Source organism: Aquibacillus halophilus, assembly GCF_009649745.1.
GTDB lineage: Bacteria > Bacillota > Bacilli > Bacillales > Amphibacillaceae > Aquibacillus > Aquibacillus halophilus.
Window position 1 is genome coordinate 1 of the sequence record NZ_WJNG01000007.1, and the last position, 16,998, is coordinate 16,998.

The following is a 16,998-nucleotide window of genomic DNA, read 5'->3' on the forward strand; positions in this document are numbered from 1 at the left end:
CCATCATTTTAAATGAGTAAGATCCCTCAGAGACGATGAGGTTGATAGGTTCGAGGTGGAAGCGTGGTGACACGTGTAGCTGACGAATACTAATCGATCGAGGACTTAACTAAAATGATATGAGTTTTATGAATCAAAGAGAAAAGTCGTTCGTTGAATAACTTGATGTCCCCATTGCTTATCTAGTTTTGAAGGTATATATATCTTCATTTCTTTAGGTCTAGTGACAATAGCGGAGAGGTCACACCTGTTCCCATGCCGAACACAGTAGTTAAGCTCTCCAGCGCCCATGGTAGTTGGGGCTTTGCCCCTGCAAGAGTAGGACGTTGCTAGGCACTAAAAAAACCTTAATGAGTATAAACTCATTAAGGTTTTTTGTATTGTTTTTTTTTTCTATGCTAACTAACAAGCCTTTAATAGAAGTACAAAGATACACTCATTCCCCTCACTTTTGGTATCCTAAAGTTGTCGAGACAAAAGGCAAGGGAAAGAGTGCAAAACAGCTTATCATAGAAATGTTAGGGATTAAAGGCAAGCACATAGGTATTCCAGTAACGACAAGTTATATAAAAGTTTGAAAATAGTCTTTTTTTATTAGGACATCGATTCCCATGCAGCATTCATACCAGCAACTCTACCAGTAATCATGGCTGAGGTAATGTTATATCCGCCTGTATAACCATGAATATCTATTATTTCACCACTAAAGTACAATCCATGCATAAACTTGGACTGCATGGTATTCGGAATGATTTCTTTTGTTGCGACCCCACCACCGGTTACAAAAGCTTTTTCAATTGGCTGACTACCAAAAACTTCAAATTGAAAATGTTTAAAATCAGCAATCAAACCCCTAATCTTTTCCCGGGAAATATTTGCCGTCTTTTCTTCCTTATCTATCATGTTTTTTTCTAATAGGAAGTCCAAATATCTTTCAGGAACTATACCTTTAAAAATATTCTTTACATTTTTTTTGGGGTTATTATCCATAATCTCTATATACTCACTATATAAAGATTGTTCTTTTTTCTGAGGTAAAGCATCAATTGCCATTGTTACTTTTTTATTTCCTTTCATCATTTCCTTCACTACAAATTGGGAGCATCGTAATACAGCAGGCCCAGATACTCCAAAGTGAGTAAAAAGCATATCCATCTGATGAGTAATAATTGGTTTCTCCTTACTATTTAACACAGTTAAGCCAATGTCTCGTAATGCTAAACCTTGTAATTTCTTTTCCTTAATAAAAGATTCGTCAGATAGAAGAGGAACTTCTGTTGGGTAGAGTTCAGTTATGCTATGTCCTGCTTTTTTTGCCCATGCATATCCGTCTCCAGTACTGCCCGTGTAAGGTACTGCTTTACCACCAACAGCAAGTACCACTGCCTTCGTCTTAATTTTTTCATCCGATCGAAGAATAATTACATGTTCCTTGTCTTCAAAATTAATTGTTTTAACTGGACAATCTGTCCTAATTGTTACATTTAGTTCCTTAAGACGGTTAATAAGAGCGTTAACCACACTTTTGGCTGAATTACTAACTGGAAACATTCTACCGTGGTCTTCTTCTTTGAGCTGTACTCCTAGTGCTTCGAAAAAATCAATGATATCGTAATTATCAAATATAGAGAATGCACTATATAAAAAACGGCCATTTCCAGGTATATGTTTAATTACCTCTTCTTTTGGTAGCCTGTTAGTAACATTACAGCGGCCACCACCAGATATAGCTAATTTTGTTCCGAGTTTGTTTCCTTTATCTATAAGGATGGTTTTAGCGCCATTCTCAGCTGCGGCGATAGCAGCCATTAACCCAGAAGGACCTCCACCAATCACTGTGACTTGATAAGTCAAATAGTTCATTCCTTTCTTAAAATACATCTATAGACGATTAATTTATTTTTTCCTAATAAACAAGCTATATCCAATATCATCTTATCAAACAAGTCACCAATTTAATATAAAGAGCTTCTGATTATTTAAATATGATCTTGAAATAGTCAGATATAGGGTAGATGAACAACAAAATATGATAGAAGCTCTTAGTTTGTGATAAAATGAATTCATTCGACTAATAAATTAAATGCAGGTGAAAATATGGCAACATCAACAATACTTCGGGGAACACTGCTATTAACAGCAGCAACTTTTTTATCCAAATTTTTAGGTATGATCTATGTAATACCTTTTAATGCACTGGTGGGGGATGTAGGGGGAACACTATATGGATTCGCTTATGGGCCTTATAATATTCTAATTAGCCTGTCCACAATAGGAGTTCCATTAGCAGTTTCTAAATTTGTTTCTAAATACAATTCTCTTGGTGACTATGAAACCGGGAGAAGGATGTTTAAAGCTGGCACGACATTAATGGCCGTTACAGGTGTAATTGCATTTCTATTGCTTTTCTTTGGCGCTGAATTGTTAGCTAAGGTGTATTTGCCTAAGGATACAGATGGAATAGCTGTTTCAGATGTTGCTACTGTTATACGCATGGTAAGTTTTGCACTTATTCTTATTCCAGGAATGAGTATCGTGCGTGGTTTTTTTCAAGGGTATCAATCAATGGGACCTACTGCCGTATCTCAAGTTATCGAGCAGATAGTAAGGATCATCTTTTTACTCGTTTCAGCTCATGTTGTTGTGAATGTCTTAAATGGGACAATTACAACTGCTGTAGGGTTTGCTACATTTTCTGCATTTATTGGCGCCATTGCTTCTTGTATTGTTCTCTTTATGTACTGGAAACGAAGAAAGCCGTATCTAGACAAACAAGTTCGCTTACAAAATAAAAGTTATGAAATACCAACTAGTGATTTATTTAAAGAATTGTTTCGCTATGCTGGACCATTTGTCCTTGTTGGGATTGCAACTCCTCTCTATCAACAAATAGATGCGTTAACTTTTGCAAGGGCTATGACAGCAATTGGCCAAACTGAAATTATCTCGACTGCTTTTTCCAATATTAATCTTTATGGTCACAAGTTAGTTATCATTCCTGTTACATTAGCTACTGGATTATCATTAGCCATTATACCAGCGTTAACTAAATCATTTGTTCAAAAAGATAAAACACTGATGTTTAACCAGATTAATCAATCGCTTCAAATTGTTATGTTATTAATTGTCCCAGCTGTTGTGGGAATGGCGATTCTTTCTTTTGAATCATGGGGTACGTTCTATGGCGTTAAAGAACAAACTATTATACTTAATGGAACTCTCCTAAGATGGTATGCGCCTGTAGCATTGTTTTTTGGACTATTCACAGTGACTTCAGCTATATTGCAAGGAATCAATCAACAGAGGTTCGCAGTGATCAGCTTGACTGCTGGATTACTAGTGAAAGGAATTTTGAATATACCTTTTATTCATCTATTCGGAGCAAAAGGGGCTATTATAGCTACAATGCTATCGGTATTTACGGCAGTTATCCTTAATTTATTTAAGATTAAAAAATCCATAGAATTTGATTTCAATCAATTAATAAAACGAACGATGTTAATTACTATATTTACGATTATCATGGGAGTTTTAGTCTGGCTTACCAAAACAGTCCTAAGTTTTTATATCACTTACGAAGATGGGCGACTACTTGCCGCATTGATCCTAGTTGTTTGCGTCTTAGTTGGTGGAGGAACCTATTTATGGTTAAGCTACCAGTCTACTCTGTTAGAAAGAATACTTGGTAATCGTGTCAGGATCATTGATAAATTTTTAAATAAACTAACATTTAGGAGGAAATAAATGAGAATAGATAAGCTGCTCTCTAATATGGGATATGGTAGCCGGAAAGAAGTTAAAAGTTTACTTAAAAAAGGGTCTGTACTTAAGAATGATGAGGCCATTAAAAATAGTCAATCACACGTTGATCCTAATGAAGATATCATAAAAGTCTATGGAGAGATTGTTGAATATAAAGAATTTATTTATTTGATGATGAATAAGCCTCCTGGTTACATTTCAGCAACCGAGGATGCAAGAGAATCAACAGTCATAGACTTATTAGAACCAGAGGATATCATCTTTGAACCATTCCCGGTCGGAAGGTTAGATAAAGATACTGAGGGCTTATTGTTGCTAACAAATGATGGTAAACTGGCTCACCAGCTTTTATCACCTAAAAAAAAGGTTGGAAAAACTTATTATGCTAAAATAGATGGACGGGTTACTGAAGATGATATTATAACATTTAATCAAGGAGTAGCCCTCGATGATGGTTATGTAACGAAACCTGCTGATTTAAAGATATTAACTAGAGGTGAAATATCAGAAATTGAAGTGACAATTATCGAAGGTAAATTCCATCAAGTGAAAAGAATGTTTCAAGCAGTTGAAAAAGAAGTAATCTATTTAAAACGTTTATCAATGGGGAATTTAACTCTTGATCCAGAATTACAGTTAGGGGAGTATCGTGAACTCTCAGATCAGGAATATAGGTCACTTAAAGAAAAATAAATAAAATAGAACAAAAAAAGGCTGACAATTGGGGAGTCAGCCCTTTCTTTCTATCATTGCATTTATGAAATTTTGACTTTCTTTTTAGTGATTCTCCATCTCCCCCGATTTGGACTCACTACAAGACCATTATGTTCAAGGACATTTAAATCCCGTTGAACCGTGCGATCAGTAATACCAAATTCTTCAGCTAGTTCCGTCGTTGAGACTGTACCGTTTTCTCTAATATAAAGATATACAGCCTTTACTCGAGTAAGCATACGGGTTGTTGATTGATTCAAAAAACCACTCCTTAATGTTCAGTTCATTAGACATGTGGTGGATGTGAATCTAGAAGTTAACTCAATTTTACACCCTTTCACTTTAAAATGCCAGATTTTGATCTAATTTACCAGACAATTCTTTAAATTCTAACAAGGAGGAGAAATATGTTTTTAATTAAAAGACTAATGTTAAAGGTAACAAAGATACCAAACAGTTTACTTTTTTTTACTAGTGTTTTATTAATAATCATTTCGTCCATATTAGTCGTCGAAGTTGAAAAAGAAACATTCCCATCTTACTTCGATGGTTTTTGGTGGGTAATGACTACCGTTACTACAGTTGGTTATGGAGATTATTTCCCTATTTCTGTTGGCGGAAGGCTTATTGCATTATTCCTATACATATTCGGTATTGGTCTTATTGGTGTCGTTATTGGAAAAATAATAGATGGATTAGCTAGTTTTCGTAAAAAAAGACTGGAAGGTGATATTGTGTTTGAAGAAAATAATCATTATATTATAATTGGATGGTCGCAAAAGGCCAAATTCGCTATAAAAGAAATGGTAGATACAAATCCAAAGATAGACATCGTGATCATTGACGACCTTGAAAAAGCACCGATGTTAGATAATAACATTCATTATATTAAAGGAAATGCGTCTGAACAGGAGACTCTTTTAAAAGCTAACATAAAAGGAGCTAAGGCAGTTCTAGTTTTTTCAGATGATCAAATTAATAATGATCAGCTGTCGGATGGGAAAACTCTTTTAATTGCATCTGCTATAGAATCCATTGCTCCAAATGTCCATACGATAGTTGAAGTAATGGAGGAACATCACATTAAGAATTTTGAATATATGAAAGTGGATGAGTTCATTATTTCTAATGAAACAATTTCATCGTTATTCGTGAGATCCGCCTTCAGAAAAGGTATATCTAATGTTTATAACCAGTTACTAAGAAGGTCACATGGTGATGACTTGTATTACATCAAAAGATCTGCGAGTTGGTTAACGTATCGGGATGCATTTAATGAATTAATTGAAGAGGGAGCCACGTTGATTTCGGATAGAGATAATCTTAGTATAAACCGAATGCTTGATGAAAAATTACCCGAAAATGCTGAATTATATGCTATTTGTGATAAAGAGACATATCAAAGGTTAAATAACAAATGGTAATTCATAAACTGCGTTTTCAGGTGCAAGTTATCAGTATCTGATATCTAGGAGGTTAGTTTATGACGCAATCTGCTCATTACTTCGTTGCTGTTCCTGTAAACGATTTTATACAACAATGGTTGGAAGATTGGCAAATACAGTTAAATAAGGATAGCAATGTATCTTATAAGAATTGGACACACCCTAATGATTTACATATTACATTAAAGTTCTTAGGTCCGGTACCTGAGGATAAAGTGGAAAATCTAACTGTCAAGTTGGATCAAATTTCAATTAAATCTTTCAATCTTACCATTGGACAGTTAGAAACGTTTGGAAATCCAAATAAACCAAGAGTTTTGTTTGCAGGAGTAAAGAAAACTCAACCATTGCAACATTTGTTTGAAAAGGTTGAAGAGACGTGTGCACAGTTAGGATTCCAAAAAGAATCTAGAGGTTATCGGCCACATGTAACGCTTGCAAAGAAATGGAGCGGAGGCGTTTTGTCAGATACTACTCTAATGGATATCCAATCTACTTTTGTGGAAACAAAGGAATTTTATGTTAATCACTTTGTTGTTTATCGTATCAACCCTAATAAATCACCTAAGTATGAAGTGATAAAAGTTCTAGAGCTAACCTAAATGAGGTGGGAAAGTGGCACAACTAATCAAAATTCAAGACTACATTTCCCGTTATCAAAGGGAAATTTTTCATTACCCAGGACAATTTATTCGATTGAAAAAAGACAATTGGAATAAACTTCTGAATTCTTGGGAGTTGGAAATCGAAGAGCAAGATAGTTTGTCATCTTCAGAGGAGGAAGAAAGTAATTTTTCAATGTGGAAAAGTTTCTTTAAAAAAAGAGAGAAAATTGAAGAAGATGACAATGAATGGGATAACAACGAAATTCCTACGAACAAAACAGCCTTAATACAGTATTTTCTGGATTCGCTAATTCCATTCCAACTTAATTGGGCCTCGACAACCGTTAGTGAAATGTCTTTTCTGGATAAGGAATTTCATAGTGATTATACGTTAAAATATTTTTTACAACGGTTCCCAGATACCTATTTACTTCTTTATAACCCGATTTTCAATCTTAAAAACACAACCTTAGAAACTGATCTAATTTTAATTAGTCCACTTGGCATTGAGATTATTCGATTAGTAGAATATCAATCTAGTATTACTATTGTTGCTGGTGATGATCGTACATGGTTTCTAGAAGAAAATAATATCCGGAGCCGGATAATTAGTCCAATGATATCCTTAAAGCGCACGGAGAAGGTTGTTAAGAGTATTTTAAGCAAGTATGAGATAAACTTTCCGATAAAAAAGACAATTTTATCTAGAAACAATTTGATAGAGTACAATACGGAACCTTTCAATACTCAATATATAGGTAGCGATCAACATGAGAAATGGTTAACTGATAAGAGAAATTTTGTATCTCCATTAAAGCATCTACAATTAAAAGTATGTGACTGTTTATTAAAGCATTGCTATACAACATCGGTTAGACGCCCTGAATGGGATGAAGATAAAGATGTCTATCAGTTCTAAACTAAACTAGTAGAAAATAGGAGCAAAGATATGTATATTTTTATTGTGAATCCGATAGCGGGGAAGGGTCAGGGATTAAAGATACTTAACAAGTTGAAAAAGAATATTCTTTTCAAACAGATACCATCACGTTGCTTTATAACTGACTATCCAGGTCATGCTGAACTTTTGGCAAGACAAGCGGTCAAGATGTATCCAACACAAATTAAATCCCTTATTGTCATTGGTGGGGATGGCACGTTTTATGAGGTCTTAAATGGAACTAGTAGTCATAGATCGGTTCCTTTATCCTTTATTCCTGCTGGATCTGGTAATGACTTTGCTAGGGGATATAGGATTAAAGGTAATCCATCTAAAATACTAAAAAGAATTATTGAAGGTAATTCTACCTTGTGTTGGCCTGGTAGTTTTACTATAAACGAGAGACAGTCACAGCCACCAAAATTGTTCGCCAATAGTATTGGGTTTGGTTTTGATGCACAAATTGTAAAGACAGCTAACCAGTCAAAATATAAGGGCTGGCTAAACAAATGGAATTTAGGAACTTTAACATATGTGATTGCATTAATAGACGTATTAAGGAAGTTTAAACCAAAAACAATTGAGCTCGTAATAGATGGTCAGAAGAGAAAACTAGAAAATGTATGGATGGTTACCATATCTAATCACTCCTATTATGGTGGTGGAATGAAAATTATCCCAAATACAAAAATTCAGCCAAGAGTCTTTCCTATGCTTATCATAAAAAATATTTCCCATTGGAAGGTTTTGGCTTTGTTTGTGACAGTTTTTTGGGGAGGACATATTAGGTTTAAAGAGGTATCAATCGAATATATTTCTTCCCTGCAAATTTCTTCGGATTCCCTGATAGATTACCAGGTTGATGGACAATATGGAACTTGTTATTCATGTAAAATCATGAAACAAAGTACCACTAGGGAAATAAATGGAACTATGTCCGAAAATAATCTTCTTGAAATTACCTCCTAGTTTGGGTTAATCTTTTATAAGGGTAACTCCTAGAATTGCTTTTAAAGCGTAATTAAATAACAAATCTTGGTCGCAATAAATACAGAAGATCGATATCAACTTTAGTAGATTTGAGGAATTAAAGGTGAATAGCTTTAAACATATATTTGGAAAAGATTGGACAATAATACCTGCGGGCGGATCAACCGGAGAGGCGTACTTTGCTAAAAACAATGAAAAGAGCCTCTTTTTGAAACGAAACTCCTCCCCCTTTCTAGCAGTTTTATCTGCTGAGGGAATTGTTCCTAAATTAGTGTGGACAAAACGAATGGAAAATGGCGATGTTATTACGGCACAGGAGTGGTTAGAAGGCCGTGAACTTACACCTGAGGAAATGCAACATCCTAAAGTTGCCAAATTACTGAGTAAAATTCATCATTCGACAGAATTACTGGACATGTTGATGAGAATAGAAAAAACGCCGATGGAACCTAAAGACATCCTTTTAGATTTAAGAAAAGATATTAAACAAAACCTAGAACTTGATTCCCAAATAGACATCCATCGTGCTTTAAAGTATTTAGAAGAAATGTTACCTCATATCAAATCTAACACACAAGTTGTATGTCATTGTGATATGAATCATAACAACTGGCTTCTTTCAGGTGATGGACAATTATATTTAATTGATTGGGACAATGCAAGAGTTGGTGACCCAGCAATGGATATCGGAACAATTCTTCAATGGTATATCCCCGAAGCTGATTGGGACTATTGGTTAGAAAGCTATGGAATAGAAAAAGATCTTCATTTAATCGACCGTATGTATTGGTATTTAATGACAGAAGCGATATCCTACATTATTTGGCACAGCAAAAGGTCAGAAGACAAGGAGGCCGCTCAACGATTGAAAGAATTAAAGCGGCTAGTCCAAAAGGTTACTGTGTGCTAGTATTTTCAATGATACTTACCCAATTTTTAAGGTTTTCTTGATTAGTTGTAATATGTTCATCGAGGTTTTGGACTAATTCCCCTTGTCTACCATAATTATAAATTTCTGGTAATAACTGCAATAGTTCCTGATTATCAATTGTTTCCTTAACCATCATTGACTGTACGATTCGTTTAATTTGTTGACATTCTGCCACACTTCCGCAGCAATCTTCTGATTGTTCACCTAAAATATCCTGTAAAAGTACCATTTGATCATAAATATTTAATGACATAGAGCACCCACCTTTATTAGTATATTTCTCAAAAAATAATAAAACTATACAAAAAAGACTGCGTTAAAATTAACGCAGTCTTTTTTGTAATTATGTTTAGATTTCATGTTGAGATCTTATTTTTAGTCAATTTGTGGTGCATATTTTACTCTTTTTTGTTTTACTTCAGGATCAACTAATTGGTTTAATATTTCAACTGGGTATATAAACAATGCATATCCCACAAACATAAATGAGAATAAGGCCAGAACACCAAGATCTAGAATACTTTTTAATAAATTCAAATTATTCAACTCCGATATAGTAGTTAGTTTGTGCCACGAGATTAATCTTAAATCTGAAAGCGCAACCAATCAAAATGCCCTTAGGATTAATAATAAGTAATGTAACAGTCTGTTATATTGTAGTAGTCATATAACTTTGATATCTATACTAATAATTCAATATATTGCCTTATGCTCCTAATAACGTTGAAATTGCTCAAAGACTTTTAAAAAATGCTGTTAAATTAAGGATTTTGTTTAATAAGTTTGTAATTTTTTATGCAAAAACCATAGATTGCGTTGTAACTGTCGTGTTGATCTTTGTTTCGGGCAGTGGCTTTCCGTGGGCAACGCTTCAACTTCCCACGGAAGCAAACCAATACCTTGAAGGGACAACACTATTTCTGGGGGCGATGTATTACTGTCAGAGCCTTTCTCGTACTTATGGAAAGCAAAACAGTCTTAAGAGCCCATATGATGCGCCTGCGTCTTCTATAAATGCTTCGTAGTTCTTTTCTCGGTGCTGAACTGGTACTCATTTTTTTTTTTCATTTAATAGCACCAAGCTATATGAAAAGATCCTTAATTTAAAGATAGAGCTTGCACAGATGTTTATAATCATGATATCGTTTTAAACGATATATCATAGTGAAGGAGATTAAGTTTATGCGTGCAAGAAATAAGCCTTGGGCTGATGACTTTCTTAAGGAGAATAACCATATAGTTGAACTAACACCCTTTGACCATAAAGATAAATGGAAGACTGTTTTTAACGATAACAATCCAATACACCTAGAAATTGGAACTGGAAAAGGACAATTTATTACCGGAATGGCAAAACAACATAAAGATGTAAATTTTATCGGAATCGAAATTGCTAAAAGTATTATTGTCAGTGCTGTACAAAAGGTGTCAGATTCTGAACAAGGGAATATTCGACTAATAAACGAAGATGCCAAGGATCTACGAGAGTTTTTTGGAGAGAATGAAGTAGAAAAGATATATTTGAATTTTTCAGATCCATGGCCTAAAAGTCGTCACGAGAAGAGGCGTTTAAGTTACAATACTTTTCTTGAACAATATCGTGATATATTAACAGAGAATGGGGAAATTATTTTAAAAACAGATAACAAGAGTTTATTTGAATATTCTCTAGTAAGTTTTTCGAAATTTGGTATGGAATTAGATGAAGTACTATTAAATTTACATGAAGAAAATGATCCATTAAATGTAATGACTGAATATGAGGAAAAATTCTCGGAAAAGGGACAAGCGATTTATCGATGCAAAGCTTCATTTAAAAAACAGAAAAAAGACTAAAGTCACAGTAGTGGCTTTAGTCTTTTTTCATACCTGTGTTCTCAAGCAGACTGAGCTGCATCTAGTACAGTACCAGTTTCTGCATCTACAAAGAATTCATATTGCTGATTATCACCATCGATATTTCTTGTTACCCCACCACGATATACAGTATAAGTTAGACCATTTTTAACCATTTCTTCAGGTTTCATGTAGATCCATGAACCACTAATAGGTCCTTGTTTTTTAAAGGTTTCTTTTGCTGCCTTTAATGCTTTTTCGGGGGAAACTGCACGAGAATCAACTAGTGTTTCTTTAATTATTAAACCCGCAACAGCACCTAAACCAGCTGCAATGATTATTTTTTTCCAATTCATATTGTCACCTCTAGTTAATATTTTAGTATTAGTATACCTGAATTTAGGAAAAATAGAAAACCTAGTCCTTTACTAAAAAGTGGAAAGGATTATTTGAATCAGATACAATAAGTAAAGGTTACAAATGATGGAGGTAATACATATGAAAAAGGAAACATTAGAACTATTTCGTAATTTAACAGAATTACAAGGTGCTCCTGGAAATGAACATTTTGTTCGTAATTTTATGAAACAAGAACTTGAAAAATACTCGGATGAAATTATCCAGGATCGTCTTGGTGGCGTTTTTGGGGTTAAACATGGCCAAGGGCCTAAAGTAATGGTTGCCGGCCACATGGATGAAGTTGGTTTTATGGTGACTCAAATAACGAAGAACGGAATGATTCGATTTCAGCCATTAGGTGGCTGGTGGTCACAAGTGTTGTTAGCACAGCGAGTGCAAATTATGACTGATAATGGACCAATTGTTGGTGTGATTGGGTCTATCCCCCCCCATAATTTAACACCTGAGCAAAGAAAGAAACCAATGGAACAAAAAAATATGCTTATTGATATTGGTGCAGATGATGAAGGTGATGCTAAAAATATTGGCATTAAACCAGGACAACAGATTTTGCCAATAACTCCTTTTACACAAATGGCCAATGATAAGAAAATTCTTGCTAAGGCATGGGATAACAGATATGGGTGTGGATTGTCTATTGAGTTATTAAAAGAGTTGCAGGGTGAAAAGTTACCAAATCAATTGTTTTCTGGTGCAACAGTCCAAGAAGAAGTAGGATTAAGAGGAGCACAAGTTGCAGCAAATATGATCAACCCAGATATTTTTTATGCATTAGACGCTTCTCCAGCTAATGATATGTCAGGTGATGACAAGGAATTTGGCCAATTAGGAAAAGGTGCACTATTACGTATCTTTGACCGCTCTATGATTACTCATCGTGGTATTAGAGACTTTATTCTCGATACAGCAGAATCAAACAACATACCATACCAATATTTCATTTCACAGGGAGGTACAGACGCAGGAAGAGTTCATATAGCTAATGAAGGGGTTCCATCCGCAGTGGTTGGTATTTGTTCTCGATACATCCATACACATGCTTCTATTATTCATGTTGACGATTATGCTGCTGCTAAAGAATTATTAGTTAAATTAGTGAAAACAACAGATAATAATGCCGTTGAACAAATTAAGAAGAATGGCTAACAGTATTTAAAAAAATCCAATAGGACTGACTTATAAGGGTATTTAAACCTTGAAAGTTAGTCCTTATTGGCTTAATAATAAAAGGAACATCCCTTTAAATTTTTTGAGCAAAGGATGACAGAAATGAAAGTGTTTATTGGTTCAAAAAACCCAACAAAAATAAAGGCAGTTACCAATGTATTTCCTAACTTTGAAGTAAGTGAAGTTGATGTGTCTTCAAAAGTATCATTACAACCCTTTTCCGATGAAGAAACATTGGAAGGGGCGGTTAATCGTGCAAAAGAATGTGCTTCATTTGCTAAAGGGGCTATAGGTATTGGATTAGAAGGTGGAGTAATGGAACTAGAAACAGGGATGTTCCTCTGTAACTGGGGGGCCCTTGTCGATGAAAATGGAGAACTTTTTGTCGCAAGTGGTGCCAGAATTCCGTTGCCAACTGAAGTAACAGAACGGTTGGAAAAGGGAGTTGAACTGGGAGAAGTGATGGAAGAGTATACCATGATGAAGGACGTAAGAAAAAAAGAGGGAGCTGTTGGAATTTTCACCAATCAGCTAGTTAGTAGGGAAGAAATGTTTACTCATGTGTTAAAACTCTTAAAGGGTCAATATGAATTCAATATAAAAAATCCCAGGATTAGTGGGTCGGTACAAACAAATACAGAAGGTAGTTAAAAGAGGCGTTAAGTTTTATCCTTAACACCTCTTAAAGGGATGTGATTACAGGCCAGTTAAACGAAGCAATAGTCAATTACTTCTAGTGCCTGATCAATAGTTTCAACGGTAACATTTGCCTTATTTGATAATTCTTTTAATGGGTGAATTAGGGATTTGGGTCTTACTATAATAGTCGGTTTGCTGAGACTAATAGCAGTTGATGCGTCCATCGCTGTATTCCATTGTTTGTATTTTTCACCAAAAAGAGCAATGACAACATCTGATTTTTGCATTAACACCGAGGTTCTAAAATTATTAATGTCTGAAGCTGCATCATCCTTATATAAATTATCCGGTTGAGCGCCCATTATCTTTTCACCAATATTATCAGAAAGTTCATGGTTTTCTTGTGGACCGACGAAAAGTATAGGTAATTCTTTTTGATTTGCCTTATTTTTTAAGTGATCGCGCCAGTCGTCATGAATTTGTCCTGCTAAATATACAGTTAATTCCATATAGATTATTCCTCCTAAATAGGTTTTTAGAATAGCGGTAAATTTTGCTATGTATTTAAGTATATCTATTCCATATATTACTTTCAAAGAATTGAAATACAAATGAAACAAAAGTGAAACAAATCATTTCTTGTCAAATCCTCGATTAATAGTATTATAGAAGTAGGGGAAAAGAACTAGGTTTACAGGAGGATTTATTTATGAACAGATTTAAAGTTAGTCTTTTCGTAATCTCAGTAATACTACTATTTACTAGTTTAGCTGGATGTAGTCTGAAATCAGAAGAACAAGTTTTAGAGGAAACTCAAGAAGTGGCAATAAATACTTTTCAACAAGAAAGTGTTGATACAAATACTGAACTAGAAAATTTTTCTTTATACTTGCCCGGTGGTTTTGAAATTACTGAGGAAACTATGAGTAATTTAATTTTACAAAGGGACGATCAAACTTATATCTTGTTTTACAATGCGTTAGAAGATACAACAAGTGAACTGAATTATAAAGCAGCAGAAAGTATAGACGAGTCAACCTTGTTAGAATCATTTGAGGATGAAAATAGGTTTGGTTACATTAAGGTTTTATCAACAGAAGAGGACTCCTATGAACTTCAAATAGGCGTTGGTGGTGTTAAAATAACTACCCGTACATCGAAAGATCAATTGGTAGAAGACACCGAAGAAATGATGAAAATGGCAAACTCAATCGCTTATACTAAACAAGATTAATATAAAAACACGAATTCCAAACTAGGAATTCGTGTTTTTATAATGTATTTTTTTATTCCTTAAGAAATGTTTTTCCGATAGGTAGGATCTGATTTATTCAATTCAGCTTCATTATTAGTGAGCTCATCTTTAACCAATTCTCTATCTTGTGAATTTTCCGCATTAGTCAGTTCTTTTGTGTTGTTAGATGATTCACTAAGAATAAATTGACCTACCTCTGCGGAAAGCTCTTGAGAAATATCTTGTAATTTGATAGCCGCTTCACCCACATGCTCAATTGATTGGGCCTGTGCCTCACTTGATGCAGATACTTCTTCAGCTGTAGCGACAGCTTCTTCTGATATAATATTAATCTCATTTAACTTGTCTTTTAAATTGTTATTAGCTCCGCTAACGTCTTGAATTGATGCTACTACTTTCTTAATTTTGGAGTCCATATCATATATATGATTAGAAATTCGGTTGAAAGCATCTTTAGTTCTAGAAACATTATCTTTCTGGGTTTGTTGAAAATTATCAAACTGACTAGCATCTTCGGTCAACCGGTTCATTTGGTTTTTTATTTTATTTACTAACTGATAAATATCTTGTGCTTCATTCTTGGAACGCTCCGCTAATTTGCGTACTTCATCGGCAACAACTGCAAATCCTTTCCCGCTTTCCCCAGCTCTAGCAGATTCAATAGCAGCATTTAACGCAAGTAGATTAGTACTATCAGCGATTTCTTCAATAGCAGTAACAATGGTAGAAATCTGTTGTGATTGCTTTGCAGTTTCTTGTACCTGTTTTGTTAGATGACTAGCAAGTTCAATGAATGAAGAGGAAGTGCTCTCTAGTGTATTCATTGTATCTAAGCCGTAATTACCTTCCTCTTCCGCTTGTTTAAGTGATAAAGAGATGTCATCTACAGCTGAATTACTCTCTTGAATTGCAACTGATACTTCTTCAATTAAGTGTGTACTTTCTTCTATTTGAGCAGCCTGTTGTTGTGATCCTGCTGCTACATGGTTAATAGAGTCATTTACCTCTTCCGCCTGTGCAGTTGATTGCTCTGATACAGCAGCTAAATTGGAGGAAGAATCACTCAAAACCTTAGAAGCATTTTGAACCTTTAGCATAGAAATTTCCATTTTTGTAGCCATATTATTAAATGTTCTCGCTAGCTCAGCCATTTCATCCTTTGTCCTAATTGGAACACGATGAGATAGATCCCCATCACCAATTTGTTGGGCCCCATGCTTTAGTGTTAAAATTGAGTTTCCAATTGAGCGAATTAGAATAGAACCGGTGATTAACATAGTTAATAGAACTATTACTCCAGTAATAGTGAATACGAGTATCATCCTTTGTTTCGCTTGTTGTTGGGATAAACTAATTTGTTGGTTCATTGATGCGGCACTTTCTTGCACATTAATAACTTTTGTAGCTACTTCAGCAGCGACATTTTCAAATGAACTTTTAATTGAGTCTGCTTGAGTTAGCGTATTAGAAACGGAATGAACAGCTTGTTGATACCTTAATAAGCTACTACTCACAAGACTTCTATCTTGATCAGCAATGTTTGAATCATTCATAAGAGTAGAAAAATTTCTAACAGCCATATCAAATTCAGAATTCTCTTCCTCAGGATTAGCTAAATAATTTTTTTCTTCTAGTTTTATTTGAAGGACTGCATTAATTAATTCAAGGTTTTCAGTCGATTCAATCGTGTTGTACAAAACCTGATAAGATTCATTAATGTTCTTTTGTAGACCCTCTTCATCGGAAAAGCCAACTAAACGATACATATTCACCATTGGCTCTAACTGTTCTATGTAAGTATTGGCGCTTTCTGAGATATCGGAGAAATTACTCGCAATCTGTGGAAAATCGGAATATGTTGTTGTATATTCCTTAGCTAACTCTTGTAAGCTGGTGATAGATTTCCTCATTTCTTCTGAATGAGCCTCCGAAGGTTCATGAAAGAATTGTTGCTCCTTTTGATTTGTAACAGCTAATTCGTTGTTAATTAGTTCACTATGTAGCAAAGCACCTTGAAGTTTAGTAGTCTCAGCTGTCCATTCCGATTGCTGGTAAAAAAAATAAAACGTGAATGCACTTAATACAGAAATGCTTACAATTGATAGTATAAGTACGTACCGAAGTCGATTGCGAATTGAATGCACATAATCCCCCCAAAATATTTATCTATTTTATAAAATTATATTATAATTATAGAGATTATATAATTGGATTACAATTCCAATTCGAGACTTTGTCGAAAAAAGTCAGGTAGATACAATTGAGATAGACAATTTAATTGTGTATGATTAACT

The 16,998-nt window shown here is 34.6% G+C and carries 18 protein-coding genes and 2 rRNA genes; 13 read left to right on the top strand and 7 right to left on the bottom strand.

The window, feature by feature from the left end:
* Positions 1–113: ribosomal RNA gene (locus GH741_RS08885) — 23S ribosomal RNA — on the top strand; the annotation flags it as partial.
* Between the two features lie 106 nt (positions 114–219).
* Positions 220–335 (top strand): 5S ribosomal RNA (rrf, locus tag GH741_RS08890).
* Positions 336–594: 259 nt separating this feature from the next.
* Here rrf and GH741_RS08895 read toward each other — a convergent pair.
* Positions 595–1,854 (bottom strand): BaiN/RdsA family NAD(P)/FAD-dependent oxidoreductase, encoded by a 1,260-nt coding sequence (locus tag GH741_RS08895; RefSeq protein WP_153736449.1) that lies wholly within the window; start codon positions 1,852–1,854, stop codon positions 595–597.
* 243 nt (positions 1,855–2,097) lie between these two features.
* Here GH741_RS08895 and GH741_RS08900 point away from each other — a divergent pair, with 243 nt between their 5' ends.
* Together GH741_RS08900 and GH741_RS08905 are read left to right on the top strand one after the other, a co-directional pair.
* The gene (locus GH741_RS08900) at positions 2,098–3,744 is read left to right on the top strand and encodes a putative polysaccharide biosynthesis protein (protein WP_153736450.1); all 1,647 of its coding nucleotides are present in this window, start codon (positions 2,098–2,100) and stop codon (positions 3,742–3,744) included.
* Entirely contained in the window at positions 3,745–4,455 is a 711-nt protein-coding gene (locus GH741_RS08905) for a pseudouridine synthase (RefSeq protein ID WP_153736451.1), read from the top strand.
* A 62-nt stretch (positions 4,456–4,517) separates the two neighbouring features.
* On the opposite strand, the gene GH741_RS08910 is transcribed toward GH741_RS08905, so the two are convergent.
* The gene (locus GH741_RS08910; protein WP_153736452.1) at positions 4,518–4,736 is read right to left on the bottom strand and encodes a DeoR family transcriptional regulator; all 219 of its coding nucleotides are present in this window, start codon (positions 4,734–4,736) and stop codon (positions 4,518–4,520) included.
* 147 nt (positions 4,737–4,883) lie between these two features.
* Here GH741_RS08910 and GH741_RS08915 point away from each other — a divergent pair, with 147 nt between their 5' ends.
* The 5 genes from GH741_RS08915 (at position 4,884) to GH741_RS08935 (ending at position 9,366) form a co-directional block, all read left to right on the top strand.
* Positions 4,884–5,900, top strand: a complete 1,017-nt coding sequence (locus tag GH741_RS08915) for a potassium channel family protein (RefSeq protein ID WP_153736453.1) — start codon at positions 4,884–4,886, stop codon at positions 5,898–5,900.
* Positions 5,901–5,959: 59 nt separating this feature from the next.
* The gene (gene thpR / locus GH741_RS08920) at positions 5,960–6,523 is read left to right on the top strand and encodes an RNA 2',3'-cyclic phosphodiesterase (RefSeq protein ID WP_153736454.1); all 564 of its coding nucleotides are present in this window, start codon (positions 5,960–5,962) and stop codon (positions 6,521–6,523) included.
* A 13-nt stretch (positions 6,524–6,536) separates the two neighbouring features.
* Positions 6,537–7,445, top strand: a complete 909-nt coding sequence (locus GH741_RS22285) for a nuclease-related domain-containing protein (RefSeq protein WP_338079323.1) — start codon at positions 6,537–6,539, stop codon at positions 7,443–7,445.
* Positions 7,446–7,475: 30 nt separating this feature from the next.
* Positions 7,476–8,435: a diacylglycerol/lipid kinase family protein gene (locus GH741_RS08930; protein WP_153736455.1), complete on the top strand. Its 960-nt coding sequence runs from the start codon at positions 7,476–7,478 to the stop codon at positions 8,433–8,435.
* 124 nt (positions 8,436–8,559) lie between these two features.
* Complete coding sequence (locus tag GH741_RS08935) at positions 8,560–9,366, top strand: phosphotransferase (protein WP_338079324.1); 807 nt, start codon at positions 8,560–8,562, stop codon at positions 9,364–9,366.
* Here GH741_RS08935 and GH741_RS08940 read toward each other — a convergent pair.
* The gene (locus tag GH741_RS08940) at positions 9,353–9,640 is read right to left on the bottom strand and encodes a YtzH-like family protein (protein WP_153736456.1); all 288 of its coding nucleotides are present in this window, start codon (positions 9,638–9,640) and stop codon (positions 9,353–9,355) included. The genes GH741_RS08935 and GH741_RS08940 overlap by 14 nt on opposite strands.
* A 122-nt stretch (positions 9,641–9,762) precedes the next feature.
* Positions 9,763–9,933 carry a hypothetical protein gene (locus GH741_RS08945; RefSeq protein ID WP_153736457.1) on the bottom strand — a complete coding sequence of 57 codons (171 nt, stop codon included), beginning with the start codon at positions 9,931–9,933 and terminating at the stop codon, positions 9,763–9,765.
* 636 nt (positions 9,934–10,569) lie between these two features.
* Here GH741_RS08945 and trmB point away from each other — a divergent pair.
* Positions 10,570–11,223, top strand: a complete 654-nt coding sequence (gene trmB, locus GH741_RS08950) for a tRNA (guanosine(46)-N7)-methyltransferase TrmB (RefSeq protein WP_153736458.1) — start codon at positions 10,570–10,572, stop codon at positions 11,221–11,223.
* Between the two features lie 41 nt (positions 11,224–11,264).
* On the opposite strand, the gene GH741_RS08955 is transcribed toward trmB, so the two are convergent.
* A complete protein-coding gene (locus tag GH741_RS08955) occupies positions 11,265–11,579 on the bottom strand; it encodes a PepSY domain-containing protein (RefSeq protein WP_153736459.1) in 315 nt (104 codons plus the stop codon).
* A 142-nt stretch (positions 11,580–11,721) separates the two neighbouring features.
* Between GH741_RS08955 and GH741_RS08960 the strand changes: the two genes are divergently transcribed.
* Both GH741_RS08960 and GH741_RS08965 read left to right on the top strand, forming a co-directional pair.
* Complete coding sequence (locus GH741_RS08960) at positions 11,722–12,789, top strand: M42 family metallopeptidase (RefSeq protein WP_153736460.1); 1,068 nt, start codon at positions 11,722–11,724, stop codon at positions 12,787–12,789.
* A 114-nt stretch (positions 12,790–12,903) separates the two neighbouring features.
* Complete coding sequence (locus tag GH741_RS08965; RefSeq protein ID WP_153736461.1) at positions 12,904–13,461, top strand: DUF84 family protein; 558 nt, start codon at positions 12,904–12,906, stop codon at positions 13,459–13,461.
* A gap of 56 nt (positions 13,462–13,517) precedes the next feature.
* Here the strand turns inward: GH741_RS08965 and GH741_RS08970 are convergent, their stop codons facing one another.
* Positions 13,518–13,958 (bottom strand): YtoQ family protein, encoded by a 441-nt coding sequence (locus tag GH741_RS08970; RefSeq protein ID WP_153736462.1) that lies wholly within the window; start codon positions 13,956–13,958, stop codon positions 13,518–13,520.
* A 200-nt stretch (positions 13,959–14,158) separates the two neighbouring features.
* On the opposite strand from GH741_RS08970, the gene GH741_RS08975 reads away from it, so the two are divergent.
* The gene (locus tag GH741_RS08975; protein WP_153736463.1) at positions 14,159–14,683 is read left to right on the top strand and encodes a hypothetical protein; all 525 of its coding nucleotides are present in this window, start codon (positions 14,159–14,161) and stop codon (positions 14,681–14,683) included.
* Between the two features lie 59 nt (positions 14,684–14,742).
* Here the strand turns inward: GH741_RS08975 and GH741_RS22290 are convergent, their stop codons facing one another.
* Positions 14,743–16,848: a methyl-accepting chemotaxis protein gene (locus tag GH741_RS22290; protein ID WP_153736464.1), complete on the bottom strand. Its 2,106-nt coding sequence runs from the start codon at positions 16,846–16,848 to the stop codon at positions 14,743–14,745.
* Positions 16,849–16,998: the final 150 nt, after the last annotated feature.